Below are 26,204 nucleotides of genomic sequence, written 5' to 3'. Positions count from 1 at the left end.
CACGCATGAGCCTGTTCGAAGACGACCGTCCCAAGAAGCCCAGCGCCCACGAGATCGGCAGCGACCTCAGCCTGCTGTCCGTCGATGAACTGAAATCGCGCATTGCGCTCTTGCAGGCGGAGATCGAAAGGCTGACTGCCGCATGCGAGAGCAAGGCGTCCGGCCGAAAGGCTGCCGAAGGCTTGTTTCGCTCTTGAAAAAGGGCACTAATACGGGTTCCGGCACCGCCCGAAGTACAGTTTCGAGACAATTTAACGAAATATTAAGCTTTATCATTCATTACTGTGGACATCCGGACCTTGTCCGGACTCAGACAGTTTCTCCGCTTGGCGAATTGGTCTGATTTTTCTCCCTGTTTTACCTTGAGAGCCGCTTTTGCGGCTCTTTTTTTCGCTCCAGCCCTCCAGAAGGGTGACGAAGCTGTGGAGATTAACCTTCTATTAAGAATCGCCTTGCGAATTTAGGGTAAAACCACCATGTTAAGGTCAATAAGCGCCGCCTAATCGAAACCTTTTGCGACATGTCGGCGTTACCTAAGCAAAACTGACTGTCTGCAACAGGGACTAATCTGATGTCTGAACTCGGATTGAACACTATAAGCTTCGCAGGCCGTGCCGCTTCGTCGTCGCAGTTCAAGACACTCTATGCGGAGGGCATGTCGCTCGTCGAAGAGACGGCGGCCTATCTCGATGGCAACGGTCGCGCCGCTTCGAAGGTTCTGCCGCGCATGGCATCGGTCCTTTACGCAGCGGAATCCATGCGTCTCACGACCCGCCTGATGCAGATGGCATCGTGGCTGCTTCTCCAGCGCGCCGTCAACAATGGCGAGATGTCCCGCGATCAGGTGCTGACCGAGAAGAACAAGGTCCGTCTCGACGGTTTCAACGTGGACAAGACGGCTCCGGGCTGGGGTGACCTGCCGGAATCGTTCCGCGACCTCGTCGAGCGCTCGCTGCGTCTTCAGAACCGCGTCGCCCTGCTCGATCGCGAAATCTACCGTCCTTCGGAAGTGATCGTCCCCGACAACCAGAACAGCGTCAAGGCGCAGCTCAGCCTGCTGCAGACTGCTTTCGGCGTAAACTGATCGAACAGTTTCCGTCTCTTTCAACCGGCCGCGCCTCGCGCGGCCGGTTTTCGTTTGCCTTGCGGGCAACCGGTCGCGATGCCCAGGCACCACAAGCCGCGACGCAAAAAAGCCCGGAAAACCCGGGCTTCTTCAGAACAACGATGGAGACCAGGCTTAGACGCCGAGGCCGCCGAAACGCTTGTTGAACTTCGAGATACGGCCGCCGCGGTCCATCATCTGCTGGTTACCGCCGGTCCAGGCCGGGTGCGACTTGGAGTCGATTTCGAGGTTCATCGTGGCGCCTTCAGAACCCCAGGTCGAACGGGTTTCATACTCGGTGCCATCGGTCATGACGACCTTGATGGTGTGGTAGTCGGGATGGATGCTTGCCTTCATAACAATATTCCTGCCATGCCAGGGTCCATTTGTCGCAAGCCATTGCAGCGACCGACCCGATTGAATAAATGAAGCCGCAGACGATGGCGGCTACGGCTTCCAATTACGATGCGGTGCCTATACATCAAGGCCAAGCAGATAACAAGGGCCCAAAGGGCCTAGCGCCTGGCTTTCCCAGGGATAGGAGACGACGTGTCAGAAACGGGAGAAGCGAGCACCAAGCCGCGCAAATCCATTCGACCGCTCGGCCGTCTCCTGCCTTACCTCGCACGCTACCGCTCCCTGGTAACGGGTGCCATCATTGCCCTTGCGCTGGCGGCCCTGACGTCGCTCGCCCTGCCGCTTGCAGTCCGCCGCCTGATCGACCACGGGTTCACCCAAAGCGATGGAAGCTTCATCAACAGCTACTTCGTGATGCTGATGGTCATGGCCGTCGTCCTCGCCCTCTCCAGTGCCCTGCGCTATTACTTCGTCATCACCATCGGCGAGCGCATCGTCTCCGATCTCCGCCGCGAGGTCTTCGACCATGTGACGCGCCTCTCCCCTTCCTTCTTCGATGTCAATCAGTCCGGCGAGATCATGTCGCGGCTGACGGCCGATACCACGCAGATCAAGTCCGCCGTCGGCGCCACGGCCTCGGTGGCATTGCGCAACATCATCCTCTGTCTCGGCGCCATTGGCATGATGATCTTCACCAGCCCGAAGCTGTCAAGCATCGTGCTGATCGCCATTCCACTGGTGGTCTTCCCGCTGGTTGCCTTCGGCCGCAATGTTCGCAAGCGCTCGCGTGCCGCACAGGACATGCTGGCTGATGCCTCCGCCTATGCCAACGAGACGATCGGCGCCACCCGCACCGTCCAGGCCTTCAACGGCGAAAACGCAGCTGCCGCCCGCTACGGCCTTGCGGTCGAAAACGCCTACCAGGCGGCCCGCTCGGCCGTAAAGTCCCGCGCTGTGCTGACCGGCTTTGCCATCACCATGATTTTCGGCAGCGTCGTCGCGGTCCTGTGGGTCGGCGCCCAGAACGTGCTGACCGGCACCATGTCGCCGGGAACGCTCAGCCAGTTCCTGCTCTACTCGGTAATCTCGGCCGGCTCGCTGGGCGCGCTCTCCGAAGTCTGGGGCGAACTCTCCCAGGCGGCCGGTGCCGCCGACCGCATCGGCGAGCTGCTGTCGGAGGTCTCGCCGATCGCCGAGCCCGTCACGCCCCTGCCCCTGCCGAAGCCGCCGCTCGGCCGCGTCGAATTTTCCGACGTCCATTTCGCCTACCCCTCGCGGCCAGGCAAATCGGCGCTGCACGGCCTGTCGCTCGCAGTGAGACCCGGCGAGACGGTCGCCATCGTCGGCCCCTCGGGCGCCGGCAAGAGCACGATCTTTTCGCTGATCCTGCGCTTCTACGATCCCCAGAGCGGCACCGTCGCCATTGACGGCGTCGATGCCCGCCGGCTGTCGCTGGAGGCGCTGCGCGAGCACGTCGCCATCGTGCCGCAGGACGTCACCATCTTTGCAGCCTCCATTCACGACAACATCGCGTTCAGCCGCCCGGGTGCGACGCGCCAGGAGGTCAGGGCAGCCGCCATCGCCGCCCAGGCCGACGAGTTCATCAACCGCCTGGACAACGGCTACGACACGCCCACGGGTGAGCGCGGCGTAACCCTGTCCGGCGGCCAGCGCCAGCGTATCGCCATCGCCCGGGCCGTCCTCAAGAACGCCCCAATCCTGCTGCTCGACGAAGCGACGTCGGCGCTCGATGCCGAGAGCGAGATGCTGGTCCAGAAAGCTCTCGACGGGCTGATGGAAGGCCGCACCACCATCGTCATCGCCCACCGACTTGCGACCGTGCTGAAGGCCGACCGCATCCTGGTTCTCGACAACGGCCGCATCGTCGAGGAAGGCACCCACCAGAGCCTCGTCCACCAGGGTGGCATCTACGCCAAGCTTGCCCGCCTGCAGTTCGATGCGGGTGTCGAGGAACGCATGATGCTGGTGAAGTAGCCGCTGCCGCTGCCGGACATTCCGAACCGCTGAAGCCGGTATCCCGATGGTCGCCGCATCAATCCTGTCAGCGCACGCGGCGCGATAGATTAGCATTTTGTTGCCGCGTGGCTTGACAGTCTTCGATCTTTCAGGCGCCATTGTCAGGCGCTAGGGCGCTATGAACAAAGCGAATTTTGAGGGAGATGGATACGATGTACAAGTTCGAAGTTTATAAGGACAAGGCCGGCGAGTTCCGGTTCCGGTTCAAGGCGTCCAACGGCGAATCCATGTTCTCGTCGGAAGGTTACAAGGCAAAGGCATCGGCCATGCACGCTATCGAATCGATCAAGAAGAACGCACCCGGCGCCGATATCGACGATCAGACGACGGCAACGGTCTGAAGCCTCTCATCCAGCAAAGAGAAGAGCCGGCGCTGACGTGCCGGCTCTTTTGATTTGTGACGGTGCAGGACAGCGTGCTGAGACAGCTATTTCTCGGTCAGCTTCAGCTCGATGCGGCGGTTCGTCGCCCGCGCCTCCGGCGTATCGCCGGGCGCGATCGGCTGGAACTCGCCAAAACCGGCAGCCACCAGCCGGTCTGCCGGTACACCCTGCGAGATCAGGTACTTGACGACGGCAATGGCACGCGCCGAGGACAGCGCCCAGTTGTCGGCATACTTACCGTTGCCAGATAGCGGCACATTGTCCGTGTGCCCGTCGACCCGCAGCACCCAGTTGATCTCGGGCGGAATCTCCTTGGCAACCTCGATCAGCGCCGTCGCGAGCTTGGTCATTTCCTGCAGGCCCTGCGGGTTGAGATCGGAGCCACCGGAGGGGAAAAGCACCTCCGACTGGAAGACGAAACGGTCGCCGACGACGCGAATGCCCTCGCGGTCGGAGAGAATTTCCCTGAGCCGCCCGAAGAAGTCGGAGCGATAGCGATTGAGCTCCTGCACCTTCTGGGCCAGCGCCACATTCAGGCGGCGGCCGAGATCGGCGATCTTCACCTGAGATGTCTCGTCCTTGGCTTCCGATACTTGCAGCGCCGATTCGACGGCCGCGATCTGGTTGCGCAAGGCAGCGATCTGCTGGTTCAAGAGATCGATCTGGCTCATCGCCCGGCTGCTGGCCTGCTTCTGGTCATCGAGCTGCTGTGAAAGACTGCCGATCTTGGCCTGCGACGCCTCTGTGCTGCCTGAACCCGCCGCCAGCAACGTCTGTAACCGCGACCGCTCGCTTTGCGCTGACGCAAGCGATGCCTGCAGATTGGCAACCGAATCCTCGAGATCCTGCTTGCCGCTCTTTTCCAGCGCCAGCAGCTGCGTCAGCTCGTTGATCTGGCCGTTCAATCGGGCCAGAACTTCGTCACGGCCGCTCAGCTGGCGGCTGAGGATGAACTGGCCGATGACGAAGACCGTCAGCAGGAACATGATCGCCATCAGCAGCGTCGACAATGCATCGACGAAGCCCGGCCAGTAGTCTACCGAACGCTCGCGGCGTCGGTTGCGGGAGAGCGCCATCGGCTACTTGCTCCCGGTCTTTTCGATGCTGCCGATCCGGTCCGACAGGCGGTCGAGCGTACGACGCATCGACTTCGCCTCTTCCTGCTGCGCCTCGATCCAGTCGCGCAGCATCTGCTGTTCGTTGCGCATGTTCTTGACGAGGCCCTGGATGCCCTCGGCGAGATTGGACATCGCGGCAACCGACCGCTGGCCGCTGCCCCCCTCCTCGGCGATCAGGCGCATCTGCTCCGACAGGGCCCGCACGTCGTCCGAAGAAGCACCACTGATACCTTCGACGACGCGCGAGACGTCGGAGCCGACATCGGTGACCGACGAAAGCCAGTTTTCAAGTTCGGTATAGAAGCGGTTCTGCGCTCGGCCCGCCTGCAGGTCGAGGAAGCCGAGAATGAGCGAGCCGGAAAGACCGAGCAGCGAGGAGGAAAACGCCGTTCCCATGCCGACCAGCGGGGCTGCCAGGCTTTCCTTCAGCGCGCCCAGAATATTGCCGCCTTCGGCGACATCGAGCGACTGGATGACCTTGTTGATCGAGCCGATCGTGCCGATCAGGCCCCAGAAGGTACCGAGCAAGCCGAGGAACACCAGGAGACCGATCAGATAGCGCGAGATATCGCGCGATTCGTCGAGCCGCGAGGCAATGGAATCGAGAATGGAACGAAGGGTCCCCGTCGATAGCGCCGTCGACTTGCGGCTGCCGAGCAGCGCGCGCATGGGCGCCAGCAATTTCGGGTTAAGGTCGACCTTGTCGGCATCGCCGACCACCCGGAAGGAATTGAACCAGCGCACTTCCGGCCGCAGCGACAGCACGTGGTTGAAGACGAGGATGATGCCAACGGCGAGAACGCCGAGAATAAGGCCGTTGAGGCCCGGATTGTGCATGAAGGCTTCCTGACCCTGGCGGAACAGGATGGCGGCAATGAAGCCGACGATGATCAGGAAAAGGATCATCGTCCAAAAGAATGCCATTGGGCTGGAGAGCTTGTAGTCGCGGCTCTGCATCGGATCGTCATTCGAACCGAGATCCGACAATTTCACGTTTTTCATGAGTACCTCAGCCACCGCATTTCACCGCAGCAGAAGACTAGAGCATCATTGCGCCGAATTGAAGGGTGCGCGCGCACAAAGCTGTGCGCCGCAAAAGAGAGTTTGGACGGAAGAGTCTGGGGCCAGACGCGGCTCAGCGCGTCGGGATCGGACGCTTGACGACCTCGATCAACGCCTTCTGGATATACTCGTTGCCGCAGACGACGGTACCCTTGCCAAGCATGTCGTTGCCGCCGTCGGCGTCGGAGAGGAAGCCGCCGGCCTCGCGGATCAGAAGAATACCAGCCGCAACGTCCCAGGGCGAAAGGCCAACCTGCCACATGCCGTCGAAACGGCCGGCTGCCACATAGGCGAGATCGAGCGCAGCGGAACCAACGCTACGCACGCCGGCCACTTCGCTCATGACGTGGCGCAGCTCGACCAGAAACTTGCCGTGGTTGCCACGACCGAGATGCGGAATGCCGCAGGTGACGACGCAATCCGACAGCACGCGACGACCGGCGACCCGCAGGCGGCGATCGTTGAGGAAGGCACCGCCGCCACGCTCGGCGGTATAGAGCTCATCGGTGCCCGGATTGAAGATGACGCCGGCGACGATCTCGCCGTTGCGCTCCAGACCGATCGAAACCGCAAACAGCGGAATGCCGTGTAGGAAGTTGGTCGTGCCATCGAGCGGGTCGACGATCCAGCGGTGCGCGCCGTCGGTGCCGATGATTTCTTCGCTTTCCTCGCCGAGGAAGCCATAGGTCGGACGCGCCTTCATCAGCTCTTCGCGGATGATCTTTTCAGCCTTGAAATCCGCCTGCGAGACGAAGTCGCCGGGGCCCTTGACCGAGACCTGCAGGTTCTGCACCTCGCCGAAATCGCGGCTCAGCGACTTGCCGGCCTTGAGGGCGGCCTGGACCATGACATTGAGAAGAGCTGAGCGGGCCATATGGCTATTCCTTGAAACACGAAAGACGCCTTCCGGACCCGGATCAGGGTCCCGGCTGAGCGGGATCGGCGGCGCGAAAAAGATTGGCGGCCTCAAGACCACAAAAACGCGCGCATTTCAAGGGGACAGCCGCATAGCTGCCCTGCGCACGGTGTGATCGTTGATTTCACCCCTTTCCACCTTGATGCATCGGCAACGCCGCCGCCGAGGAGGCGCCGAGTGCCAGCTAGAATTTCTGTTGGGTCATCAGGATTTCGCGGGCGAGTTGGTCGAGCGGCAGGATGCGGTCGACACCGCCATGGGCGATCGCCTCCTTCGGCATGCCGAAGACGACGCAGCTCGCCTCATCCTGGGCGACGGTATAGGCGCCCGCCTGCTTCATCTCCAGCATACCGCGCGCCCCGTCATCGCCCATTCCCGTCATGATGATGCCCATGGCGTTCGAACCCGCCGCTCTTGCTGCCGATCGAAACAGCACGTCGACGGAGGGCCTGTGGCGAGAGACCAGCGGCCCCTCCTTCACCGATACGGAATAGCGCGCACCTTGGCGCTCCAGAAGCATATGGTGGTCGCCGGGTGCGATCAGCACATGGCCACGCAGCACGGCATCCCCATCCACGGCCTCCTTGACCTCCACCTCGCACAGGCCGTTGAGCCGCTTGGCGAAAGCTGCGGTAAACTTTTCCGGCATGTGCTGGACGATGACCATGCCTGGCGAATTGGCCGGCAGTGCTTCGAGCAGCGCCCGCAATGCCTCGGTGCCGCCTGTGGAGGCGCCGACGCAGACGACCATCTCGGTGGTCTTGGCCATCGGCCGACCGCTCGGCGGCGGCAACATCACGTCGGCGGTAAGCTTTGCGGCAGGCGCGCCGACGCGGGCCGCACTGGCTTCGATCGCCCGCTTGCTACCCGGGATTCGCGCATGCGAGGCAGCCTTGACGACTTCCCTTATCCGCATGCCTTCCTCGGCCAGATAGTCGGCGGCACCGATCCTCGGCTTGAGAATGACGTCGACCGCGCCGGCCTCCAGTGCCTGCAGCAATGTCTCCGATCCCGCTTCCGTGAGCGACGAGCACATGACGACCGGGATCGGCCGCTGCAACATCAGCTTACGCAGAAAGGTGATCCCATCCATGCGAGGCATCTCGACGTCGAGGGTGATGACGTCGGGTATCTCCTCCTGGATCTTGCGTGCTGCGGCGAAGGGATCGGTCGCCGCCCCCATGACCTCGATTTCGGGGTCCTCGGACAGGATCGTGGTCAGGGTCTGCCGGACGCTGGCGGAGTCATCTATGATCAGGACGCGGATTTTTTTTGGCATGCCGTTTCCGTGGGGTTAGAGGCGCTTGAAGACGGTGTTGGAGACCTGCTTGAGCGGCACGTCGATCCCGGTTATCGATTCCGAATGGCCGATGAACAGATAGCCGCCTGGCTGCAGGCATTCGCAGAGCCTGGAAATAACCTCTGCCTGTGTCGTCTTGTCGAAATAAATCAGGACATTGCGGCAGAAGATGATGTGCATGGGGCCGCCGACGCCATAGGACTTGTCCATCAGGTTCATCCGCCCGAATCCGACGCGCGACCGCAATCGCGGCACGATGCGCACATCGCGTCTCTCCTTCTGCTTTGACAGCATCACGTATTTCCGACGAAGATCGGCCGGAACGGGGTCCATCATATTATCCGGATAGATGCCGAGCTTTGCCGCCTCCAGCACGTCTGTGCTGAGATCGGTTGCCAGGATCGTGTAACTGACCCTGGGCATCTTTTCGACGAACTCCGACAGCACCATCGCCATGGTGTAAGGCTCGGCCCCGGTCGAACAGGCCGAACTCCACACCCGCAGGCGCGTTTCCCCCTGGCGCACCAGATCTGGTAAGGCAACGGTTTCCAGATATTCGAAGTGCTTCGGCTCGCGGAAGAAGTCGGTCTTGTTCGTCGTCACCGCATCGATCAGATGTACCGTCTCGGTCTCGAGGCCGTCTCCTTCGAACAGAAAGTCGCAATAATCGTCGAACGACAGGATCCCCGTTGCCCGCAGGCGCCGCCGGAGGCGACCTTCGAGCATCGTCTGCTTCGTGGACGGCATCTTGATGCCGCTATAGTCGTAGATGAAAACAGCAAGCTTCTCGAAGTTGCGTTTGCTGATGTGATCGCCGAAGGCCTGGCCTTCCTGTTGCGCTACTGCCATGCGATGTCCACTCATGCGGCCTGGCCGGCCCGCGGGGCGAGGATTGCGGTATCCTCGCGCGACAGCAGCTGCCCGAGATCGACGATGACGACGAAGCCGTCCTCGCGGCGAACCACGCCGGCGATATAATCGGACCGCCAGCGGACGCCGATGTCCGGCGCCGCCTCGATCTGGTCCCGCTGGAACGGCGTGACCTCGAACACCCGATCGGCGACAAGCCCGAGCGTCAGGGTCTTGGAAGCGATCGGGATGTCGAGAACCAGCACGCGGGTATGCGGCGTCGGGATGGTCTTCGAAAGCCCGAGCTTCAGACGCAGGTCGATGGTCGGGACGCCCTGCCCGCGCACGTCGCGCAGGCCGAGCAGGTAGTCGGGGCCGTTCGGGATCTTGAAGGCCTCGGCATAGTCGAGGATTTCGCGAACGACCTCAACCGGTACGGCAAAGACTTCCTCGCCCAGGCTGAAGGTAACGAATTGAGATTCGTGAGATGAGCTAGCCATGTTCATGCGCTTTCCTTGAAGTCCATGTCGCCTTCGTCCGGGCCGCCCATGGAGAGATCGAGTGCGTAGCCTTTCAGCCGTGCCTGTTGTGCAGCAACCGTGTTCGCGGGCTTGCTCGCCGGGGCCCGGCGAGCAGCAGCGGTCGGCTTACGGGCGGGTGCCGCAACCTTCGGAGCTTGTACGACCTTGCGGACACCGCCATCGACCTTGAAGAAGGAGATCGAGGTCTGCAGCTCCTCGGCCTGGGCAGCCAGTTCTTCCGAGGTTGCCGACATCTGCTCGGAGGCGCCGGCATTCTGCTGGGTGACCTTGTCGAGCTGCTGGATCGCCTCGTTGATCTGTGAGGCACCAATGTCCTGCTCGCGGCAGGCCGCGCTGATTTCGGAGATCAGTTCGGCCGTCTTGCGGATATCCGGCACCAGGCGGCCGAGCATCTCACCGGCATCGGAGGCTGCCTTGACCGTGTCGCCCGACATCGCGCTGATTTCTGCGGCAGCAGACTGGCTGCGTTCCGCCAGCTTGCGGACTTCCGAAGCGACGACGGCAAAGCCCTTGCCATGTTCGCCGGCGCGAGCCGCCTCGACAGCCGCGTTCAAGGCGAGCAGATCGGTCTGACGGGCGATTTCCTGGACGATGCCGATCTTCTCGGCAATCGTGCGCATGGCGCTGACGGCGCGGGTCACGGCCTCGCCCGATGCTTCGGCATCCTTGGCCGACTGGCGGGCGATCTTTTCGGTCTGGGCCGCGTTGTCGGCGTTCTGCTTGATGTTGGCGGCCATCTCTTCCATCGAAGCCGAAGCTTCCTCGGCGGAGCTCGCCTGTTCGGTCGCGCCCTGCGATACCTGTTCGGAACTGGCCGAGAGTTCCTGGCTGCCGGCCGAAACATTGTCGGCGGCAGACAGAGCGTCGGCAACGACGCCGCGCAGCCGCTCGGTCATGCTCTTGAGCGAGATGCCAAGCGTGTCCTTCTCCGAGAGCGGCGTGACGTTGACCGTCAGGTCACCATTGGCGATCTGATCGGCAACGGCTGCGGTGTTGCGCAGGTTGCTGGTCATGAGATTGATCTTGGCCACCAGGTCCCTGATTTCGTCGTTGGACTTGATCTCGACATCCGTATCGAGATCACCCAAGGCGACGGCATCGGCGGCGACACCGACCTTACGCAGGCCGCTGCTGATACCGAGCGCAATCCAGATGGCCGCGATGATCGCGATTGCCGTCGCGACACCGGCGACCGCAAGCAAGGTAAAGCGCGTCGTCGAATACAATGCATCGTTGTCCGCGTCCGCCTTGGCCATGCCCTTCTTCTGGATATCGACCAGCTTGGCCAGGCTCTCGGTTACCTTTGCCGCAAGCTGGCGAACCTGGCTATTGGAGAGCGTGATCGCGTCTTCAATCTTGCCGCTGGCGCGCAGCGATGACAGAGGGGCCGCGGCATCCTGGACGGCTTTGACACCGGCTGTGACGGCCTCCCAATAGGGCTTTCCTTCAGGACTTGCGATGGCGAGCCCGGCGTTGGACAGATCCATCACCTCGACGAGATTTTTGTCAAAGCCCTTGAAGTACCCTTCTGCCAGCGTATCGTCGCGCTCAAGCAGGGCGTTCTTCTGAGACCGAACGGCCTCGGACATCTTTCCGGAAATCGTTAGAGCGTATTCCAGCCGCTTGACAGGCCCCGCGACCATGTCGCCGCTCGACTGGTTGAGTGTGGCAAGGCTCATCGTGCTGTAAATCGCAGTCCCGATCAACATCATGATCATTAGGCCAAAGGCCAAGGCAAGTTTGAATTTGATAGTAAAGCGCATCGTCAGATTCCCCTCAGAACTGTGAAAATTACCCCGTAGCAAGACCGTTGCATCCGATCTTCTACACACCGAATTCTCGGTGGAGACGCCATGATCATCCTGGCGCTTCAGGCCCCGCCGGTGAGGCGGGGCCAGGCTTTTCAGCCGGTCTGCCTAAAATCGTTGTCGCCCTCGTCGGGACCGCCCATCGACATGTCCAAGGCAAAGCCTTGAGCACGCGCCATCTGGGCGGAGACCGACTGGCTGGACGACGGCTTGGCCCTTTGTGCCTTTACAGGTGCTGAACGCTGTCCCTGGGCGGACGCAGCTGCTGGACGCGGGCTCTGGACGTGCGCCTTGCGGCTGGCGTTCGCCCGCGCGGCGGTCGTTTCGATCTTGAAGAACGAGATCGAGGTCTGCAGCTCTTCCGCCTGGGCAGCGAGCTCTTCGGAGGTCGCCGACATCTGCTCGGAAGCACCTGCATTCTGCTGGGTGACCTTGTCGAGCTGCTGGATCGCCTCGTTGATCTGAGAAGCACCGACGTCCTGCTCGCGGCAGGCGGCGCTGATTTCCGAGATCAGTTCGGCGGTCTTGCGGATATCCGGCACCAGGCGACCGAGCATGTCGCCAGCCTCGGCAGCCGCCTTGACGGTATCGCCCGACATCGAGCCGATTTCGGCCGCGGCCGACTGGCTGCGTTCGGCGAGCTTGCGGACTTCGGAGGCGACGACCGCGAAACCCTTTCCATGTTCGCCTGCTCGCGCCGCCTCGACGGCCGCGTTCAAGGCCAACAAGTCCGTCTGGCGGGCGATTTCCTGGACGATGCCGATCTTCTCGGCGATCGTGCGCATGGCGCTGACGGCGCGGGTGACCGCATCGCCCGATGCCTCTGCATCCTTGGCCGACTGGCGGGCGATCTTTTCGGTCTGGGCGGCGTTGTCGGCGTTCTGCTTGATGTTGGCAGCCATCTCTTCCATGGCGGCGGAGGCCTCTTCGGCGGATGCTGCCTGCTCGGTCGCACCCTGAGACACCTGTTCGGCGCTGGCGGACAGTTCCTGGCTGCCAGAGGAGACGTTGTCGGCGGCAGAAATCGCGTCGGCAACGACACCGCGCAGGCGTTCGACCATCTGCTGCAGAGCGATGCCGAGGGTGTCGCGGTTCGACAAAGGCATCGGCGAAACCGTCAGGTCGCCTTCGGCAATCTGGCGGGCCACATCCGAGGTTGCCCGCAGATTGGTGATCATGCTCTGCATCGCCACGCCGAGAACGTCCTTCTCGGACAAAGGCTGGGCCGTGCTCGAAAGATCGCCTTCCGCGATCTGACGGGCGACATCCGACGTGCCCCTGAGATTGGTGATCATGCCCTGCATCGCCATGCCGAGCACATCCTTGTCCGAGAGCTTCTGCGCCGTGACAGACAGGTCGCCTTCCGCAATCTTGCTGGCAACGGCTGCCGTGTTTCGCAGATTGAGCGTCATCCGCCCCATCGAATTCACCAGGTCACGAATTTCGTCGTTGCTCTTGTGTTCGATGTTTTGCTCGAGATCGCCAATGCTGACGGCATCCGCGAGGTTGACCGCACGCTTGAGACCGCGGGAGATGTTGAGCAGGATCCAGAGCGCTGAGGCCGTGGACACCAGGATCAGGCCGATCGTCATCGCGATGAGAAGGTTGCGAGAGCTTGCATACTGGTCGTTTGTGGCGGAGTCCGTTTCAGAAACGTTGCCCGTCACGGTCGCATTCAGCTTTTCCAGCACATTCAGAAGCTGGACAGTGATCTGCTGGCCCTCGCCCATCGAGATCGTCCCAGCCTGGGTGTTGGATTCGTTCGTGTTTTCCTTGGCAAGCACGATGACACGATCCTGCATCGGGACCCATTTCGCATAAAGGTCCGCGAACTGGGCCATGCCGCTGCGGATATCGGGATCCGGAGATGCGGCAAGGCGCTGTTGTAGCGACTTTATCAAATCACGCTGCTGCGAGGTCTCTTCGACGTAACCGGCAATCTTGGCCGGGTCGGTGTTGATGATGGCATCCTTTTCGGACCGTATCGAGCGCAGAACCGCGTCCGAGAGCGCGCCGGAGTCGCGCAGATTGGTCACCGGTCCCGCCACCATCTCGGAAATGTCGGTGTTAAGCGATGAAAGGTTGTAGATCGACAGTCCGGCCATGGCGCAGGTGAGCAGCACGATGAAGGCAAAGACCAGACTGAGTTTTAGTTTGATGGTGAGGCGCATCGCGGACTCCAAGCCGTTGGTTTCGTTACAATCGCCGGCCCAAAAGCGTGAGCCCGCGTATCGATTTGTCTCAAGAGCTTGTCATCTACTCCCGCGTCAGCGGCTTGCCGCCATCACGCATCCAACGATTGCATCCGTTGGTTCAGTTCATGCCGGGGCCGCATCCGTGGCCCCGGACGATGTCAGATGCTGGCGTCAGGCGCTTTCGCGGAAATCGTCGTCATCGGCGTCCGGTCCGCCCAGGGACAGATCGAGCGCAAAACCCTGCGCCCGAGCCTGCTGTGCAGCAACGCCCTGAGCTGCCCGCGCGGAAGACGACATGGCCTTTCGCGCCGGCATTGAAGATTGTTTCGCTGGAACTCGGGCCGACGTCTTCCTTGACGTCCCGCTCCGGGCACTCGTCGTCTCGACCTTGAAGAACGCGATGGAGGTCTGCAGCTCTTCCGCCTGCGCGGCCAGTTCTTCCGACGTGGCAGACATCTGCTCCGAGGCGCCGGCATTCTGCTGGGTCACCTTGTCGAGCTGCTGTATTGCCTCGTTGATCTGAGAAGCACCGACATCCTGCTCGCGGCAGGCGGCGCTGATTTCCGAGATCAGTTCTGCGGTCTTGCGGATGTCGGGCACCAGGCGCCCGAGCATTTCCCCGGCTTCGGCTGCTGCCTTGACGGTATCGCCCGACATCGAGCTGATTTCCGTGGCGGCGGACTGGCTGCGTTCGGCAAGCTTGCGGACTTCCGAAGCGACGACCGCAAAGCCCTTGCCATGTTCGCCGGCGCGAGCCGCCTCGACGGCCGCATTCAAGGCCAGCAGATCGGTCTGGCGGGCAATCTCCTGGACGATGCCGATCTTCTCGGCAATCGTGCGCATCGCACCGACGGCGCGGGTCACGGCTTCACCAGACGCTTCGGCATCCTTGGCCGACTGGCGGGCAATTTTTTCCGTCTGGGCTGCGTTGTCAGCGTTCTGTTTGATGTTGGCGGCCATCTCTTCCATCGAGGCTGAAGCTTCCTCGGCGGATGCCGCCTGCTCGGACGCCCCTTGCGAAACCTGTTCGGCGCTGGCGGAGAGCTCTTGGCTGCCGGAGGAGACGTTGTCGGCAGCGGAAATGGCATCGGCAACGACACCACGCAGGCGTTCGACCATCTGCTGCAGGGCGATGCCGAGGGAATCCCGTTCGGACAGCGGCTTCGGGGAGACCGTGAGGTCACCCTCGGCGATCTGACGGGCAACGTCGGAGGTCGCTCTGAGGTTGGTGATCATGCTCTGCATCGCCAGTCCGAGCGTATCCTTATCTGACAGCGGCTGCGCCGTCACCGACAGGTCGCCCTCCGCGATCTTAGAGGCGATAGCCGCCGTGTCTCTCAGGTTGCCGGACATCCGGGTCATCGAGGCAACGAGGTCGCGGATTTCGTCGTTGCTCTTGTGTTCGATCTGCTGGTTGAGATCGCCCAGGCTGACGGCATCGGCGAGGCTGACGGCGCGCTTAAGACCGCGCGATATGTTGAGCAGGATCCAGGTGGCAGAGGCCAGGGCCAGGACGATCAGGCCGATGGTCATCGAGACAAGCAGATTGCGCGAGGTCATGTACTGTAGATTGGTCGCCGCATCCGTCTCCGCGACGTTGCCCGTTACGGTATCGTTAAGCTTCGTCAGAAGCTGAAGCATCTGGTCGGTAAGCTGCTGGCTTTCTCCCATGGAGATCGCGCCGGCCTTGGTGTTGGATTCAGGCGTGTTCTGGATCGCAAGCGCTGTGACCTGATCCTGGAGCGGCACCCATTTTGCGTTGAGATCGGAGATCTCTGCGACATGGGTGCGAATTTCTGGGTCCGACGACGCGCTGAGCCGCTGCAGCAACGTCTTGATCGCCTCGCGCTGCTGCGTGATCGTATTGACATAGGTGGTTATCTTGGATGGATCGGTGTTGATGATCGCATCCTTTTCGGACCGCACCGATCGCAGCACGGCTTCTGCAAGTTCTCCCACTTCGCGCAAGTCGACGACCGGTCCTTTCACCATGTCGGTAATGTCGTTGTTCAGGGCGGACAGGTTGTTGATCGACAGTCCGGCCATCGCGCAGGTGAGCAGCACGACAAACCCGAAGACCAGGCCTAGCTTAACTTTAATAGTAAAACGCATTATGGAGACTCCAAGCGGGTTGTATTGGTCGGGACAAGCCTGCGATCAAAGTCCAAAGAGGACCGCTAAAATTGCAATAGGTGAAAAGAGCCTGACATCTACTCTCGCGACGATCGGCCTGAGGCCTCTCACGCATCCAACGGACATTCGTTGGCATGGCCCGTCCGGGAGGTTGTCCGCCCGGCTAGGCTGGTCGCTCGACTGACATGACTAAACGCATGTCGGGATCTGGAGCGGCCCGAAAGTGAAGTGGTCTGGCGCGCAGCCATGGGCGGTCATCGCTATGGCGCGGGAAATTGCTTGGCTGTTAAGTGTAAGCTGATCTTAGAGCCCATGGTCATGCCTCCTGGCATCGGCGAAATTGGATCCGGTGGCAGGCGGCATAAGCTGCGCTGGCACCAAGCAAATTTAACAAGAGCGATCCATTCACCCCTCGTCGACGGTCTCTCCGACGACGAAACCAGCGCGTACACACGGTGGCCGTGGTCCGGCGGCCTCGACGGCCGCCGGTATCATTTGTCGATCAGGCGCTTTCGCGGAAATCCGCGTCGTCTGCGTCCGGACCGCCCATCGACATATCGAGAGCGAAGCCCTTGGCACGTGCCTGCTGAGCAGCCACGCTGTTGGTCTGCCTTGCGGCCGGAGCCGGGCGGCGGACATTGACAGGTGTAACCGAAGCCTTGGCGGCCGGCTTGGGTGACGCCTTGCGGACCGGCTTGTGGGCGATGGTATCGACCCGGAAGAAGGCGATCGATGCCTGCAGCTCTTCCGCCTGGGCAGCCAGTTCTTCCGACGTCGCCGACATCTGCTCCGAGGCGCCGGCATTCTGCTGGGTGACCTTGTCGAGCTGCTGGATCGCTTCGTTGATCTGCGAGGCGCCGATATCCTGCTCGCGGCAGGCCGCGCTGATTTCCGAGACCAGTTCTGCCGTCTTGCGGATGTCCGGCACCAGGCGGCCGAGCATTTCCCCGGCTTCTGCAGCTGCCTTGACGGTATCGCCCGACATCGAGCTGATTTCGGCGGCGGCAGACTGGCTGCGCTCAGCCAGCTTGCGGACTTCCGATGCGACGACCGCAAAGCCCTTGCCATGTTCGCCGGCACGAGCCGCCTCGACGGCTGCATTCAGGGCCAAGAGGTCGGTCTGGCGCGCGATTTCCTGCACGATTCCAATCTTCTCGGCGATCGTACGCATGGCACTGACGGCGCGGGTCACGGCTTCGCCCGAGGCTTCGGCGTCCTTGGCCGACTGGCGGGCAATCTTCTCGGTCTGCGCTGCGTTATCGGCATTCTGCTTGATGTTCGAAGCCATCTGCTCCATCGAGGCGGACGCTTCTTCTGCCGACGCGGCCTGCTCGGTTGCGCCCTGCGAGACCTGCTCCGAACTTGCTGACAACTCCTGGCTGCCGGCGGAGACGTTGTCGGAAGCCGAAAGCGCATCGCCGACCACACCCCGGAGACGGTCGATCATGACATTGACGTTTCCAAGCATCTCGCCGATTTCATCGCGCGCGGTAATCTCGGCCGTCTTCGTCAGATCACCTTCTGCGACATCGCGGACTACGGCATTGGCGCGGGCCAGGCCCTTGCCGATGGTGCTGGCGATCCAGTAGGCAGTGATCGCAGCGATCAGCACGGCAGCGGCGGCGATCGATATCATCAACGTCCGGATATGGGCATATTGCACGTCTGTATCGTCGTCGGCGAACTTCATCTTGGCCTTCTCGTCGACCAGCTTGGCCTCGAGGCTGGTGCTGATGGCGTTGGTCACCTTGCGGGCTTCGCCAACGGAAACGGCATAGGCACCCTCCTTGTCGCCAGTCTTCAGCAGATCGCGGATCTGGTCATCGGCCTGGATCAACGAGCGTGCCTGGCCTTCCACTTCACCCCACGCAGCACGGGCCTCTTCCGGCAGGATCTTGTTCAGCCCATCGAAATTTTCGGTCAGACGGCTGCGAGCCTGATCGCCGCCCACGATGGCAGCCTTGGTATCGTCGGCGGTGCGTGCCAGCAGCAGGTTCTTTTGCTGACGGATGATCTGCAACAGTTCAACGTCGACTTGCTGGGCATATTCGAGCCGTGCGGCCGGGCCCTGCAGCACATCGCTGATCGTATCGTTGAAATTCCCGAGGCTGATGATCGCATAACCGGCGGTGCCGACCAGCAGCAGGATGATGAAAGTAAAGGCCCCCACCAATTTGGCCTTGATTGTCAGTCTCATAGTTGAGTTCCCCTATTTCGTCGAGTACCGCCGGTCAGGCAGCGAGCGGCCTATCGCGGCGTGTCGCGAAAATGGCCTGCAGGTTTGGAAGGATGATGAATTCACCGCCGCGCTTGACGAGGCAGCTGATGTAGTCCGGGCGCCACCGCATGCCCACACTGGGCGGCGCTTCGCTGGAGGCTTTCGCCAGCGTGGTGACTTCATTCACCTTATCCGTACGCAATCCGACCAGTGTCGGTTCGTCCTGTATCGTCAGTGCGATGACAACGATGCGGCTGTCTATCGTGGGCGGCGCGGCTTCCATGCCGAAGGCAAGGCGGAGGTCTGCCAGAGGTATGACCTTGCCGCGAAAATTGATCACGCTGGCAACGAAAGGCTGGCTTCCCGGCACTGCGGTTTCCGGCAGGAGATCGAGAATTTCCTGCACCATCGCCGCTTCGAGGGCGAAGGTCTCGCCGTTGAGATCGAAAGTCAGAACTTCGAGTTCTTCGGCATCGTTCCAATGATTGTCGTTCTGAAGTGACTGGCTCATCCTGCTGCGCGCAATTGCGCCTCCTGTTGCTGACCGGCGGCGACCAGATGGACGACGTCGAGAATAAGCGCGACGTTGCCGTCACCGAGGATCGTCGCACCCGAAAATGTCGCGACATCCTGGTGAAGCTTCGACATGGACTTGATGACAGTCTGGTGGTCGCCAATGATCTGGTCGACGACCAGGCCGACCCGCTCTGTGCCGGTCGAGATGACCACCACCTTCTGATGGACGTCCGGCTTGGTGCCCGTGCGGAAGAGTTCGCGCAGCCGCAGAAACGGCACCAGGCTATCACGCAGCGAGATGAAGCTGCGTCCACGCGAGCGCAGATCTTCTTCCAGCGACAGCTCGAGGCATTCTTCGACAGCCGAAAGCGGGATCACATAGCGGCCGCTGCCGACCCGGACGAGCAGGCCGTCGATGATGGCGAGCGTCAGTGGGATGCGAAGCGAGACTTCCGAGCCCCGGCCGTCATTGCTGGTGACGTCGATCGCACCACGCAGGGCCTCGACCGTCTTCTTGACCACGTCCATCCCGACGCCGCGGCCGGAAAGATTGGTGATCTGTGCCGCGGTGGAAAAGCCCGGCGCAAAGATCAGCTGCAGCAGGTCGCTGTCCGACAAGACCTGGCCGGGCTGGATGAGCCCCGAGCTCTCGGCCTTGGCGCGAACGCGCTGGCGGTTGATGCCACGGCCATCGTCGCGGATCGAGATGATCACTTCGCCGCCGGACTGGCGGGCCGACAGCGTCACGGTGCCACCTTCGGACTTGCCGGCAGCCAGTCTTTCAGCCGGCGGCTCGAGGCCGTGGTCGATCGAATTGCGCACCAGGTGCACAAGCGGATCGGCCAGGCGTTCGATGACCGTCTTGTCGACTTCGGTCGTCTCGCCTTCCGTGACCAGCTCGATGACCTTGCCGGTCTCGCGGGCCAAGTCGTGGGTCAGGCGGCGGAAGCGGCTGAACAGGGTCGCGACCGGCACCATGCGCAGCACCATCATCGTATCGCGCAATTCGCCCGACAAACGTTCGATCTCTTCGGACACGGAGCGAAGCGCAAGATCGGAGCTCGAACTCGCCAACTGGCGCAGGCGCGACTGGGCGATCACCAGTTCGCCGACCCGATCCATCAGCTCGTCCAGTCTTTCCGCCGGAACGCGCACGCTTTCCGACGTCTTGGCCGGACGGGCGTCTGCCGGCACCGGCGCCGTGGCCGCTTCGCTACGGGCGGGCGCTGTTTCGGATACGGCGACAGGCGGGGCGACGACCGGAGCAGCCACAGCGGCGGCAACAGGCGCAGCAGCGACCGGCGCTTCCTCGACAGCGATGGCACCCGGTGCAACTTCGGTCAGCGTCTCGACCTCAAGCTGCATGTCGTCCATGACGAAGATGAACACGTCATCGATAGCCGAGCGCGGCTGATCGGAAGTCAGAAGCACCTCCCAGGAGAGATGCAGTTCCGTCGGCACCAGAATGTCGAGCGGCGGGATGGCTGCAGTATTGGCAACGATGGTGCATTCACCGAGTTCGCGCAATTCGTCCAGCAGGCCGAGTGGGTTGGTGCCGTTGATCATGGCATTGTGCGGCAGGCTGAAGCGGATGCGCCAGCGGTTTAGGGCCTTGGAAGGCATCACGGCTGGGGCTGCAGCTGGTGTCGCGATTTGTGCCGCCGCAATCGGCATGGCGGAGGCCGCCGGGCTGCCGTCGACAGCGGCGCGCAACACCGCAAGGAGGCGTTCGCCCGCAGCCTGGTGGTCGCCGTTCGGTGTCTCGACGAGGGCCCGCATGTGATCCTGCGCCGCCAAGACCGCCGCAACCAACTCGGCCGTCGCCGGTACCTCGCCCTTGCGGACGCGATCGAAGGCGGTTTCGCAGTGGTGGGTGAAGGCCGCGAGCGCATCGAAGCCGAACATGGCCCCGGAGCCCTTCAACGTGTGCAGGCCGCGAAACACCGCGTCGATCTGCGCCTTGTCGTCAAGCCTGTGCGTTAGGTCGAGAAGGCCGCTTTCGATCTGCTCGAAGACTTCGGCAGCTTCGACACGAAAGACGGCGACTGGATCGAGTGTGTTCATCTGCCGAGCACCTTGCGGGTTATCTTGATAAGGTTTTCAGGGTCGAAGGGCTTGGTCAGCCAACCGGTGGCGCCGGCCGCCTTGGCACGCGCCTTCAGGTCGGCATCCGATTCCGTGGTCAGGAAGATGATCGGTACGCCCATATGTTCAGGCAGCTTGCGCAGTTCCTCGATCATCGTCAGCCCATCCATGACAGGCATGTTGAGGTCCGTGATGATGAGGTCGAAAGCGCCGCCCTTTGCCTTGGCCAGTCCATCAGAGCCATCGACGGCTTCGGTGACCGTATAGCCGGCGTTGGAAAGGGAGATTTTGGTGGTCATTCGAATGCTGGCGGAGTCGTCAACCGTTAAAATGTTCGCAGTCATACCTGTACCTCACTATGTAACCAGAACGCCGCATCTTCCGCGGACTGTGAATCGATGAAGCCACCCCGCTTCAAGACCTTCAAAACCGAACCCGTCGCAGGTTGCGCCAGGTGCAATGTCTTGCCTGCAGCCCGCGCATCCATGCGCGCTGCTTCGACCAGCTGGACGAAGCTCAGATCGACCTCGGCATCCGATGGAATATCAAGCGTTAAATCGGAGCCTTCCGCCATGCGCAGAGAAATCTCGCTGTGTACTTCTGATATATTCTTGATCATCAAAGAACTAGGAAGCTGCACAACGCAGTTATACTCGGTATCTGCTGACAAGATCGCCTCCTGTATCGATAAGTATTAACTCGTCAGTAGAGGAATCTCATGGCAGCCTTAACAGGCCGTAAACCCGGGTTGCACCGGAACACAATTACAGCGAGTCCCGGAGGTACGATTTCTTACCTGGCAGAAATTGTGGCGAAAAATAGATAAACGGATAAATGTGAGTTCATTCAAAACTTTAGGATGCAGTGAGTCAAATGCGCACGTCATTGCCGACCAATCGTTAACGTTAGTAGGCGATAGGGGTCGCTACAACGCAGACGAGTCGTCGAAATTTACCGGAACTTTCCGACCTTGAGTCTAACTTCTGTCTCAAGACGAGGCGATCCAAGTAAAGGAACAACGATGGCAAGTGGAACAGCTCTGGCGCATGGCAATCTCCGGATGCCGGCGACCGACGTCCGTGACACCTTGGAGACAGCCCGAACGCAAGTGGAATCGCGCTTCCTGGAAGGCGGCGCGGTCCTTGTTTCGGTGCTGGAGGTCATCAACCAGCTCATGGCGTCGCTCGACCGGCTCACCAAGTCGCTCGACAGCGAGGGATCGACCGACACGACCGCCGACCTTCTGCAGACCGTCCGGACCCTGGTCGACCTGCCCCAGTTGGAGACGCGGCGCCAGGAAAATTTCGCCGTCCTCTCTAATGCCGGCGCCGCCCTCAGCACCCATGTGGCCGACATGCAGGAGACGATGCGGTACCTGCGGACCTTCGCGATCACCGTCAAGATTACCGGGGCTGGCATCGCCGAGTTCGGCGGCTTCGCTCAGGAAATCCTCGAGCGCATTCAGTCGGGCACCAACGAGGTCAACGGTTTTGCCGACCAGCTGACATCACTCGAACGCGACCTGAAGGTGGCGATGAACGTCGGCGCCAAGACCGCCAAGGGATATGAGATAACCATCCCCAAGGTCGTTGCGGCCTTGGAGGAGGATGCAAAGACGATCGCGGGCCACCGCAAGGACCTCGCGGCGATCGCAAGCCAGGTCAGTGCCATCGCCCGTGGCGTGCAGAACAAGGTGGCCTCCACCCTTTCAGCGCTGCAGATCGGCGATATCACCCGCCAGCGCATCGAGCATGTGCAAAGTGCCTTCACCTTCCTGGAAGAATTCTTCGCCAGCGACGAAGGTCGCGCTTTGAGCAGCAACGCCCGCTCGCGCATCGAGAACCTCATCCACCATCTGACGGCGGCCCAGATGCGCGACATGGTCGAGGACTTTCAGCGAGAATCCCGCAATGTCGTCCAGACGATCACCAGCTTCAGCCACGACACGCAGGAAATCCTCAAGTTGCGGGATGAAATGAACGGTGCCGGCGAAGAGACCGACGGCAATTTCATGCGGGCCCTGGAAGACAGCGTCTCCACCGCGCTCGTCATCGTCAAGGATGTCGAGACGGCCAGATTGCACACAAATCGCATCAGCCAGTCGACACTCGACACGACGTCGAACCTTTTGAAGAGCATTGCCAGTATTCGCGCGGTCAAGACCGACATCCACTACATGGCGCTCAACACCAACCTGCGCTGCAGCCGCATGGGTGAAGAAGGCCGCTCGATCAACGTCATCACGGCCGAACTCCGGATTTTCGCCGCCAAGCTCGATGATTCAGCCGACTGCCTTGTGACCGGCCTCGGCCACCTGGAAACAGCCGGCAACGGCGTCGCCTCGACCCATGAAGCAGCCGCAGGCCGTCTGGACAAACGCCTGGCGGACGCGGTCGGAAACATCCGCGCCGGCGCCAACCTGATGGACCAGGAATTGGCCATCCTGTCCGAGCATGGTCGGGAGGTCGCCACCAAGATCAGCCTGTCGCTGAGCAAGCTCGATTTCCAGAACGACCTGGGAGAGACCCTCGCCAGTTGCGCCGACACCCTCAGCGAGCTGGCAGGTCCGCACCAGTCCGAGGCCGGCGATCTCGCCGACATCATCGCGCCGCTCGCCGCCCGTATCATGAAAGTCTATACGATGGCACAGGAGCGAAACGTCCACAGCGACATTCTGCCAGCCCCGACAGGCGCAACCCTGCATGCCGTGGAAACCGTGGCGGCCACAAGCGACGAAGACCTGTTCGAGGACGCGTTGTTCTAAGCGGAAATACCGCTCCCTAGCGGGCGCGGCGGAACTTGTTGGCAGCGTCGATCGCCGCCTTCTGCTGGTCGTCCTCGATGCCGAGATAGAAGTCCTCGAGCTCCGGATCCTTGAGGCCGGCCCTGCGCGAAATGACGTACCACTTGGCGGCTTCGACCGGATCCTGCGGCGTGCCCAGCGCATTGATATAAAGGTGGGCGAGCTTGTTTTGCGCCACCACGTTGCCGCGATAGGCGGCAACCTTCATCCACTTGAAGCCTTCCTCGAGGTTGGCCTTGCCGCCGATACCGTTGACCAGCCAGATTCCCATGTCGAGCTGGGCGGTGTCGAAGCCGGCGTTGGCGGCGCGTGCCAGCCACAGCCGAGCCTGCTGCTTCTTCTCGGCCGGGACGCTCTCGAGACTGATGTAGATCTGCGAAACTGCATATTGCGCATCGGCGATGCCCTGCGCGGCAGATTTTTCGTAATAGGGCAGCGCCATCTCCAGCCCTTTGACGCCGGCATTGTCGGCGGTCAGGCTCTGGCCCCAGTTGAACTGCGCCGTGGGCTCGCCGGCATCGGCCGCCTTCTTCATCCACTGGTCCGCCGACTTGCGGTCGCGGGGCACGTCGCGCCCTTCCATTTGCGCGAGGGCAAACTTGAACATGGCCGTCGGATTGCCGCCCTCTGCCGCCTTGCCGTACCAGAAGGCGGCGTTCTTCGGATCGCGGCGGACGCCAAGGCCCTGCGACAGCAATTCGGCGATCAAGGTTTGCGCCGCCGGATCGCCAAGCTGCGCGCGCGGAAGTGCCTTCTGGAAGGCCGTCAGATAGAAGCCGCGCTGAAAGGCGCCATAGGCTTCGTCGACAACGCCGGTATAGGGCTTTTCCGCCGGCAGCGCCGGCAGGCCGACACCCATCCGATCGAGCACGCCGATGCCGCCGGAAGGTTTCGGCTCTTCGGCGTTGGGCTGCAAAGGCTTTACGGCCCCCCCCTTCTTGAAAGGCTCGGGTTTCGGCTCGTTCGATGGCTCGATATGATCGGTGCGAAAGCTGCCGACATTGGGAGAGTTGGCAACACCGTCAGCCGCGCTCTGCGCGCTCGCCGACAAGGGAAGCGCGGCAAATCCGGTGAGGAAAGCCATGAACAGCATGGACGGATGATAGCGGGGCGAAAGCGACATGGATTGCTATCAATCTTCAAACCGTGGCGCTTTTTCGTCCAGCAGAGCATTCACGGCGGAAACTACCGAGGATACAGCGGCCGGGTCGGCAAAGACGGCCGATCTCAGCGCCACGAATTCGACGCCGGAAAGCGCCACGTCGAGCGCCGAGTTCGGGTCGGTCCCACCCATGACGATGCAGGGGATCTCGATCATCGATGCCCACCACTCGCCGAGATCGACATTCTTCGGATGCGCCTCGGGCTTGAAATCTCCGTCGAGCTTGCCGAAGAAGACGTAGTCTGGTCTCAACTCGCCGATTTCGAGAGCCGTGTGGCGGTCCTTGGCGATACCGCCGCCGACCATGAAGCTCGCCGACTGCTTCTCCATCGCCTCGGTAAACTCATCGATACCGCCCGCGACATGCAGACCGTCGGCCTTGGCACGGGCCGCAACGCGGCTATCGCCGGCGATCAGCGCCGCCGCACCGGCAGCCTGCACCACCGGCACCAGCTTTTCCGCCGATTTCTGGAAGTCGAATTCGTTCATCCCATATTGCGGGATGATCACCGAGGCGACATCGCCTCCCTCAAGGGCTTTTGCGACGAGCGCGTGCTGTTCGGCAACATCGGCCATATCGGGCACGATCAGCACCAGACGGCAACGGCTTGGGGGCAAGGTCATGCAGGATTCCTATTCGGCGCATCCAACCGGAAGACAACGTCCGGCACTTCGACCTGTGAGTAAATCCGTTGGCGCCGACTGACAAGGGGAGTTCGCCGGAAAACGATAGCACCGTCAGCCGGGCTAAATAACAAAACCCAGCCGAAGCAGGCTGGGTTTCGAAAACGACCGACTGGAACGATTGGTCAAAACAAAAGCGACCTGCCGCTTAGAACCGAATGTCGGCGCCAACTCCCACTCCTCACGAACGAAGTCGGCGCGACACTATGCCAGTTCTGTGTTCGGTGCCGCATCCCGGGAGGCGCAGGCCGTCTGCCTGAAGTCCACGGAACGTTTGCGCGAAACGCGGCAACCGTGTCTTGCTAACTCAATGTACCGATGTGGCGATACGCTGGATCTGGTCTTTGATTTTCAGCTTCATTCGCTTGATGTCCGCAATTTCACGGTCATCCACGGAAGGGGAAGTCATTGCGGAGTGCAACTTCTCTTCGAGGGCGACATGCTTTTTCTGGAGCGATTCAAGATGAGCTTGAACAGTCATTTGACCTTCCTTCTGCTTGCCTTCCCCAGCCATCCATCGCTGGAGTTCTAGGCTTTAACGACAATAGTGTGACATACTAATTCATCAATGTCGAAGGCCAAAAAGTGACTTGTAAGCGGCAAATTCATGGTCAAGGATAACTTCCCGTTACCGTTATTTGGTGATAGGAGCTTGCGCAATTCACCCGTGGCATCCAAAGGATTCCGCGTGATTACGACTGGGGACGAACACCATGCCCGATCAGGACCAGGCCGATGTCAGGCTCATCGTGGCGCGACTGCGCCAGGAACATGAGGATTTCGACGCTGCCATCAACGCGATGATCGAAGTGGGATGCGATCAGCTGCGCGTGCAGCGGATGAAAAAGAAGAAGCTGGTCATCAAGGACAAGCTGACCAAGCTGGAAGACCAGATCATTCCGGATATCACAGCTTGAAGGGACGCGTTGCC

At 61.3% G+C, this 26,204-nt stretch carries 23 protein-coding genes and 2 pseudogenes; 6 read left to right on the top strand and 19 right to left on the bottom strand.

All coding sequences use genetic code 11. The annotated features are described in order from the left end of the window. Positions 1–5 precede the first annotated feature (5 nt). Together VH564_RS16680 and VH564_RS16675 are read left to right on the top strand one after the other, a co-directional pair. Positions 6–197: a DUF1192 domain-containing protein gene (locus VH564_RS16680; protein WP_423340977.1), complete on the top strand. Its 192-nt coding sequence runs from the start codon at positions 6–8 to the stop codon at positions 195–197. Positions 198–571: 374 nt separating this feature from the next. Continuing rightward, on the top strand, positions 572–1,084 hold the full coding sequence (locus VH564_RS16675) for a DUF1465 family protein (RefSeq protein ID WP_423340976.1): 513 nt from the start codon (positions 572–574) through the stop codon (positions 1,082–1,084). A gap of 156 nt (positions 1,085–1,240) precedes the next feature. Here VH564_RS16675 and rpmE read toward each other — a convergent pair whose 3' ends face one another. Further along, positions 1,241–1,462, bottom strand: coding sequence for a 50S ribosomal protein L31 (rpmE, locus tag VH564_RS16670; protein ID WP_423340975.1), 222 nt, complete (start codon positions 1,460–1,462; stop codon positions 1,241–1,243). 192 nt (positions 1,463–1,654) lie between these two features. Here rpmE and VH564_RS16665 point away from each other — a divergent pair, with 192 nt between their 5' ends. Continuing rightward, a complete protein-coding gene (locus VH564_RS16665; RefSeq protein ID WP_423340974.1) occupies positions 1,655–3,457 on the top strand; it encodes an ABC transporter transmembrane domain-containing protein in 1,803 nt (600 codons plus the stop codon). Between the two features lie 194 nt (positions 3,458–3,651). Then, on the top strand, positions 3,652–3,840 hold the full coding sequence (locus VH564_RS16660) for a YegP family protein (RefSeq protein WP_423340973.1): 189 nt from the start codon (positions 3,652–3,654) through the stop codon (positions 3,838–3,840). A gap of 86 nt (positions 3,841–3,926) precedes the next feature. On the opposite strand, the gene VH564_RS16655 is transcribed toward VH564_RS16660, so the two are convergent. The 15 genes and pseudogenes from VH564_RS16655 to VH564_RS16585 form a co-directional block, all read right to left on the bottom strand. Then, positions 3,927–4,958: a peptidoglycan -binding protein gene (locus VH564_RS16655; protein WP_423340972.1), complete on the bottom strand. Its 1,032-nt coding sequence runs from the start codon at positions 4,956–4,958 to the stop codon at positions 3,927–3,929. Positions 4,959–4,961: 3 nt separating this feature from the next. Then, positions 4,962–6,002: a MotA/TolQ/ExbB proton channel family protein gene (locus VH564_RS16650; RefSeq protein WP_423340971.1), complete on the bottom strand. Its 1,041-nt coding sequence runs from the start codon at positions 6,000–6,002 to the stop codon at positions 4,962–4,964. 133 nt (positions 6,003–6,135) lie between these two features. Continuing rightward, positions 6,136–6,936: an inositol monophosphatase family protein gene (locus VH564_RS16645; RefSeq protein WP_423340970.1), complete on the bottom strand. Its 801-nt coding sequence runs from the start codon at positions 6,934–6,936 to the stop codon at positions 6,136–6,138. Between the two features lie 226 nt (positions 6,937–7,162). Next, the gene (locus VH564_RS16640) at positions 7,163–8,257 is read right to left on the bottom strand and encodes a protein-glutamate methylesterase/protein-glutamine glutaminase (RefSeq protein WP_423340969.1); all 1,095 of its coding nucleotides are present in this window, start codon (positions 8,255–8,257) and stop codon (positions 7,163–7,165) included. 15 nt (positions 8,258–8,272) lie between these two features. Next, positions 8,273–9,127 carry a CheR family methyltransferase gene (locus VH564_RS16635; protein WP_423340968.1) on the bottom strand — a complete coding sequence of 285 codons (855 nt, stop codon included), beginning with the start codon at positions 9,125–9,127 and terminating at the stop codon, positions 8,273–8,275. A gap of 11 nt (positions 9,128–9,138) precedes the next feature. Then, positions 9,139–9,633, bottom strand: coding sequence for a chemotaxis protein CheW (locus VH564_RS16630; protein WP_423340967.1), 495 nt, complete (start codon positions 9,631–9,633; stop codon positions 9,139–9,141). Next, positions 9,630–11,432, bottom strand: coding sequence for a methyl-accepting chemotaxis protein (locus VH564_RS16625; RefSeq protein ID WP_423340966.1), 1,803 nt, complete (start codon positions 11,430–11,432; stop codon positions 9,630–9,632). The genes VH564_RS16630 and VH564_RS16625 overlap by 4 nt, the downstream gene beginning before the upstream one ends. Positions 11,433–11,572: 140 nt before the next feature. After that, positions 11,573–13,648 carry a HAMP domain-containing methyl-accepting chemotaxis protein gene (locus tag VH564_RS16620; protein ID WP_423340965.1) on the bottom strand — a complete coding sequence of 692 codons (2,076 nt, stop codon included), beginning with the start codon at positions 13,646–13,648 and terminating at the stop codon, positions 11,573–11,575. 195 nt (positions 13,649–13,843) lie between these two features. Beyond that, positions 13,844–15,196: pseudogene (locus tag VH564_RS16615) on the bottom strand (methyl-accepting chemotaxis protein); the annotation flags it as partial. Between the two features lie 129 nt (positions 15,197–15,325). Then, positions 15,326–15,718 (bottom strand): annotated as a pseudogene (locus VH564_RS16610) (MCP four helix bundle domain-containing protein); the annotation flags it as partial. A 589-nt stretch (positions 15,719–16,307) separates the two neighbouring features. Continuing rightward, positions 16,308–18,002, bottom strand: a complete 1,695-nt coding sequence (locus VH564_RS16605) for a methyl-accepting chemotaxis protein (RefSeq protein ID WP_423340964.1) — start codon at positions 18,000–18,002, stop codon at positions 16,308–16,310. A gap of 34 nt (positions 18,003–18,036) precedes the next feature. Continuing rightward, positions 18,037–18,534, bottom strand: coding sequence for a chemotaxis protein CheW (locus VH564_RS16600; RefSeq protein WP_423340963.1), 498 nt, complete (start codon positions 18,532–18,534; stop codon positions 18,037–18,039). Further along, positions 18,531–20,603 (bottom strand): chemotaxis protein CheA, encoded by a 2,073-nt coding sequence (locus VH564_RS16595; protein ID WP_423340962.1) that lies wholly within the window; start codon positions 20,601–20,603, stop codon positions 18,531–18,533. The genes VH564_RS16600 and VH564_RS16595 overlap by 4 nt, the downstream gene beginning before the upstream one ends. Beyond that, positions 20,600–20,968: a response regulator gene (locus tag VH564_RS16590; protein ID WP_111222370.1), complete on the bottom strand. Its 369-nt coding sequence runs from the start codon at positions 20,966–20,968 to the stop codon at positions 20,600–20,602. Before VH564_RS16590 ends, VH564_RS16595 begins: the two co-directional genes overlap by 4 nt. Then, the gene (locus VH564_RS16585) at positions 20,965–21,294 is read right to left on the bottom strand and encodes a hypothetical protein (RefSeq protein WP_423340961.1); all 330 of its coding nucleotides are present in this window, start codon (positions 21,292–21,294) and stop codon (positions 20,965–20,967) included. The genes VH564_RS16590 and VH564_RS16585 overlap by 4 nt, the downstream gene beginning before the upstream one ends. A gap of 351 nt (positions 21,295–21,645) precedes the next feature. Here VH564_RS16585 and VH564_RS16580 point away from each other — a divergent pair, with 351 nt between their 5' ends. Further along, the gene (locus VH564_RS16580) at positions 21,646–23,388 is read left to right on the top strand and encodes a chemotaxis protein (protein WP_423340960.1); all 1,743 of its coding nucleotides are present in this window, start codon (positions 21,646–21,648) and stop codon (positions 23,386–23,388) included. A 16-nt stretch (positions 23,389–23,404) separates the two neighbouring features. Here the strand turns inward: VH564_RS16580 and VH564_RS16575 are convergent, their stop codons facing one another. From VH564_RS16575 to VH564_RS16565, 3 genes are all read right to left on the bottom strand, one after another. Next, positions 23,405–24,550: a tetratricopeptide repeat protein gene (locus VH564_RS16575; RefSeq protein WP_423340959.1), complete on the bottom strand. Its 1,146-nt coding sequence runs from the start codon at positions 24,548–24,550 to the stop codon at positions 23,405–23,407. A 9-nt stretch (positions 24,551–24,559) separates the two neighbouring features. Beyond that, positions 24,560–25,213 carry a thiamine phosphate synthase gene (locus tag VH564_RS16570; RefSeq protein WP_423340958.1) on the bottom strand — a complete coding sequence of 218 codons (654 nt, stop codon included), beginning with the start codon at positions 25,211–25,213 and terminating at the stop codon, positions 24,560–24,562. A gap of 367 nt (positions 25,214–25,580) precedes the next feature. Further along, a complete protein-coding gene (locus VH564_RS16565) occupies positions 25,581–25,754 on the bottom strand; it encodes a YdcH family protein (RefSeq protein WP_142830648.1) in 174 nt (57 codons plus the stop codon). A 232-nt stretch (positions 25,755–25,986) separates the two neighbouring features. Between VH564_RS16565 and VH564_RS16560 the strand changes: the two genes are divergently transcribed. Continuing rightward, positions 25,987–26,190, top strand: a complete 204-nt coding sequence (locus VH564_RS16560) for a YdcH family protein (protein WP_423340957.1) — start codon at positions 25,987–25,989, stop codon at positions 26,188–26,190. Positions 26,191–26,204: the final 14 nt, after the last annotated feature.

It is taken from the genome of Rhizobium sp. HT1-10, assembly GCF_049472505.1.
In the GTDB taxonomy this organism is placed as follows: Bacteria; Pseudomonadota; Alphaproteobacteria; order Rhizobiales; family Rhizobiaceae; genus Rhizobium.
This window is presented reverse-complemented; position numbering and strand designations above follow the sequence as displayed.

What these genes read in the sequence shown, in the direction of transcription:
- VH564_RS16680 (WP_423340977.1), top strand. Translation starts at nt 6, where the DNA reads ATGAGCCTGTTCGAAGACGACCGTCCCAAGAAGCCCAGCGCCCACGAG.
- VH564_RS16675 (WP_423340976.1), top strand. Translation starts at nt 572, where the DNA reads ATGTCTGAACTCGGATTGAACACTATAAGCTTCGCAGGCCGTGCCGCT.
- rpmE (WP_423340975.1), bottom strand. Translation starts at nt 1,462, where the DNA reads ATGAAGGCAAGCATCCATCCCGACTACCACACCATCAAGGTCGTCATG.
- VH564_RS16660 (WP_423340973.1), top strand. Translation starts at nt 3,652, where the DNA reads ATGTACAAGTTCGAAGTTTATAAGGACAAGGCCGGCGAGTTCCGGTTC.
- VH564_RS16655 (WP_423340972.1), bottom strand. Translation starts at nt 4,958, where the DNA reads ATGGCGCTCTCCCGCAACCGACGCCGCGAGCGTTCGGTAGACTACTGG.
- VH564_RS16650 (WP_423340971.1), bottom strand. Translation starts at nt 6,002, where the DNA reads ATGAAAAACGTGAAATTGTCGGATCTCGGTTCGAATGACGATCCGATG.
- VH564_RS16645 (WP_423340970.1), bottom strand. Translation starts at nt 6,936, where the DNA reads ATGGCCCGCTCAGCTCTTCTCAATGTCATGGTCCAGGCCGCCCTCAAG.
- VH564_RS16640 (WP_423340969.1), bottom strand. Translation starts at nt 8,257, where the DNA reads ATGCCAAAAAAAATCCGCGTCCTGATCATAGATGACTCCGCCAGCGTC.
- VH564_RS16635 (WP_423340968.1), bottom strand. Translation starts at nt 9,127, where the DNA reads ATGGCAGTAGCGCAACAGGAAGGCCAGGCCTTCGGCGATCACATCAGC.
- VH564_RS16630 (WP_423340967.1), bottom strand. Translation starts at nt 9,633, where the DNA reads ATGAACATGGCTAGCTCATCTCACGAATCTCAATTCGTTACCTTCAGC.
- VH564_RS16625 (WP_423340966.1), bottom strand. Translation starts at nt 11,432, where the DNA reads ATGCGCTTTACTATCAAATTCAAACTTGCCTTGGCCTTTGGCCTAATG.
- VH564_RS16620 (WP_423340965.1), bottom strand. Translation starts at nt 13,648, where the DNA reads ATGCGCCTCACCATCAAACTAAAACTCAGTCTGGTCTTTGCCTTCATC.
- VH564_RS16605 (WP_423340964.1), bottom strand. Translation starts at nt 18,002, where the DNA reads ATGAGACTGACAATCAAGGCCAAATTGGTGGGGGCCTTTACTTTCATC.
- VH564_RS16600 (WP_423340963.1), bottom strand. Translation starts at nt 18,534, where the DNA reads ATGAGCCAGTCACTTCAGAACGACAATCATTGGAACGATGCCGAAGAA.
- VH564_RS16595 (WP_423340962.1), bottom strand. Translation starts at nt 20,603, where the DNA reads ATGAACACACTCGATCCAGTCGCCGTCTTTCGTGTCGAAGCTGCCGAA.
- VH564_RS16590 (WP_111222370.1), bottom strand. Translation starts at nt 20,968, where the DNA reads ATGACTGCGAACATTTTAACGGTTGACGACTCCGCCAGCATTCGAATG.
- VH564_RS16580 (WP_423340960.1), top strand. Translation starts at nt 21,646, where the DNA reads ATGGCAAGTGGAACAGCTCTGGCGCATGGCAATCTCCGGATGCCGGCG.
- VH564_RS16575 (WP_423340959.1), bottom strand. Translation starts at nt 24,550, where the DNA reads ATGTCGCTTTCGCCCCGCTATCATCCGTCCATGCTGTTCATGGCTTTC.
- VH564_RS16570 (WP_423340958.1), bottom strand. Translation starts at nt 25,213, where the DNA reads ATGACCTTGCCCCCAAGCCGTTGCCGTCTGGTGCTGATCGTGCCCGAT.
- VH564_RS16565 (WP_142830648.1), bottom strand. Translation starts at nt 25,754, where the DNA reads ATGACTGTTCAAGCTCATCTTGAATCGCTCCAGAAAAAGCATGTCGCC.
- VH564_RS16560 (WP_423340957.1), top strand. Translation starts at nt 25,987, where the DNA reads ATGCCCGATCAGGACCAGGCCGATGTCAGGCTCATCGTGGCGCGACTG.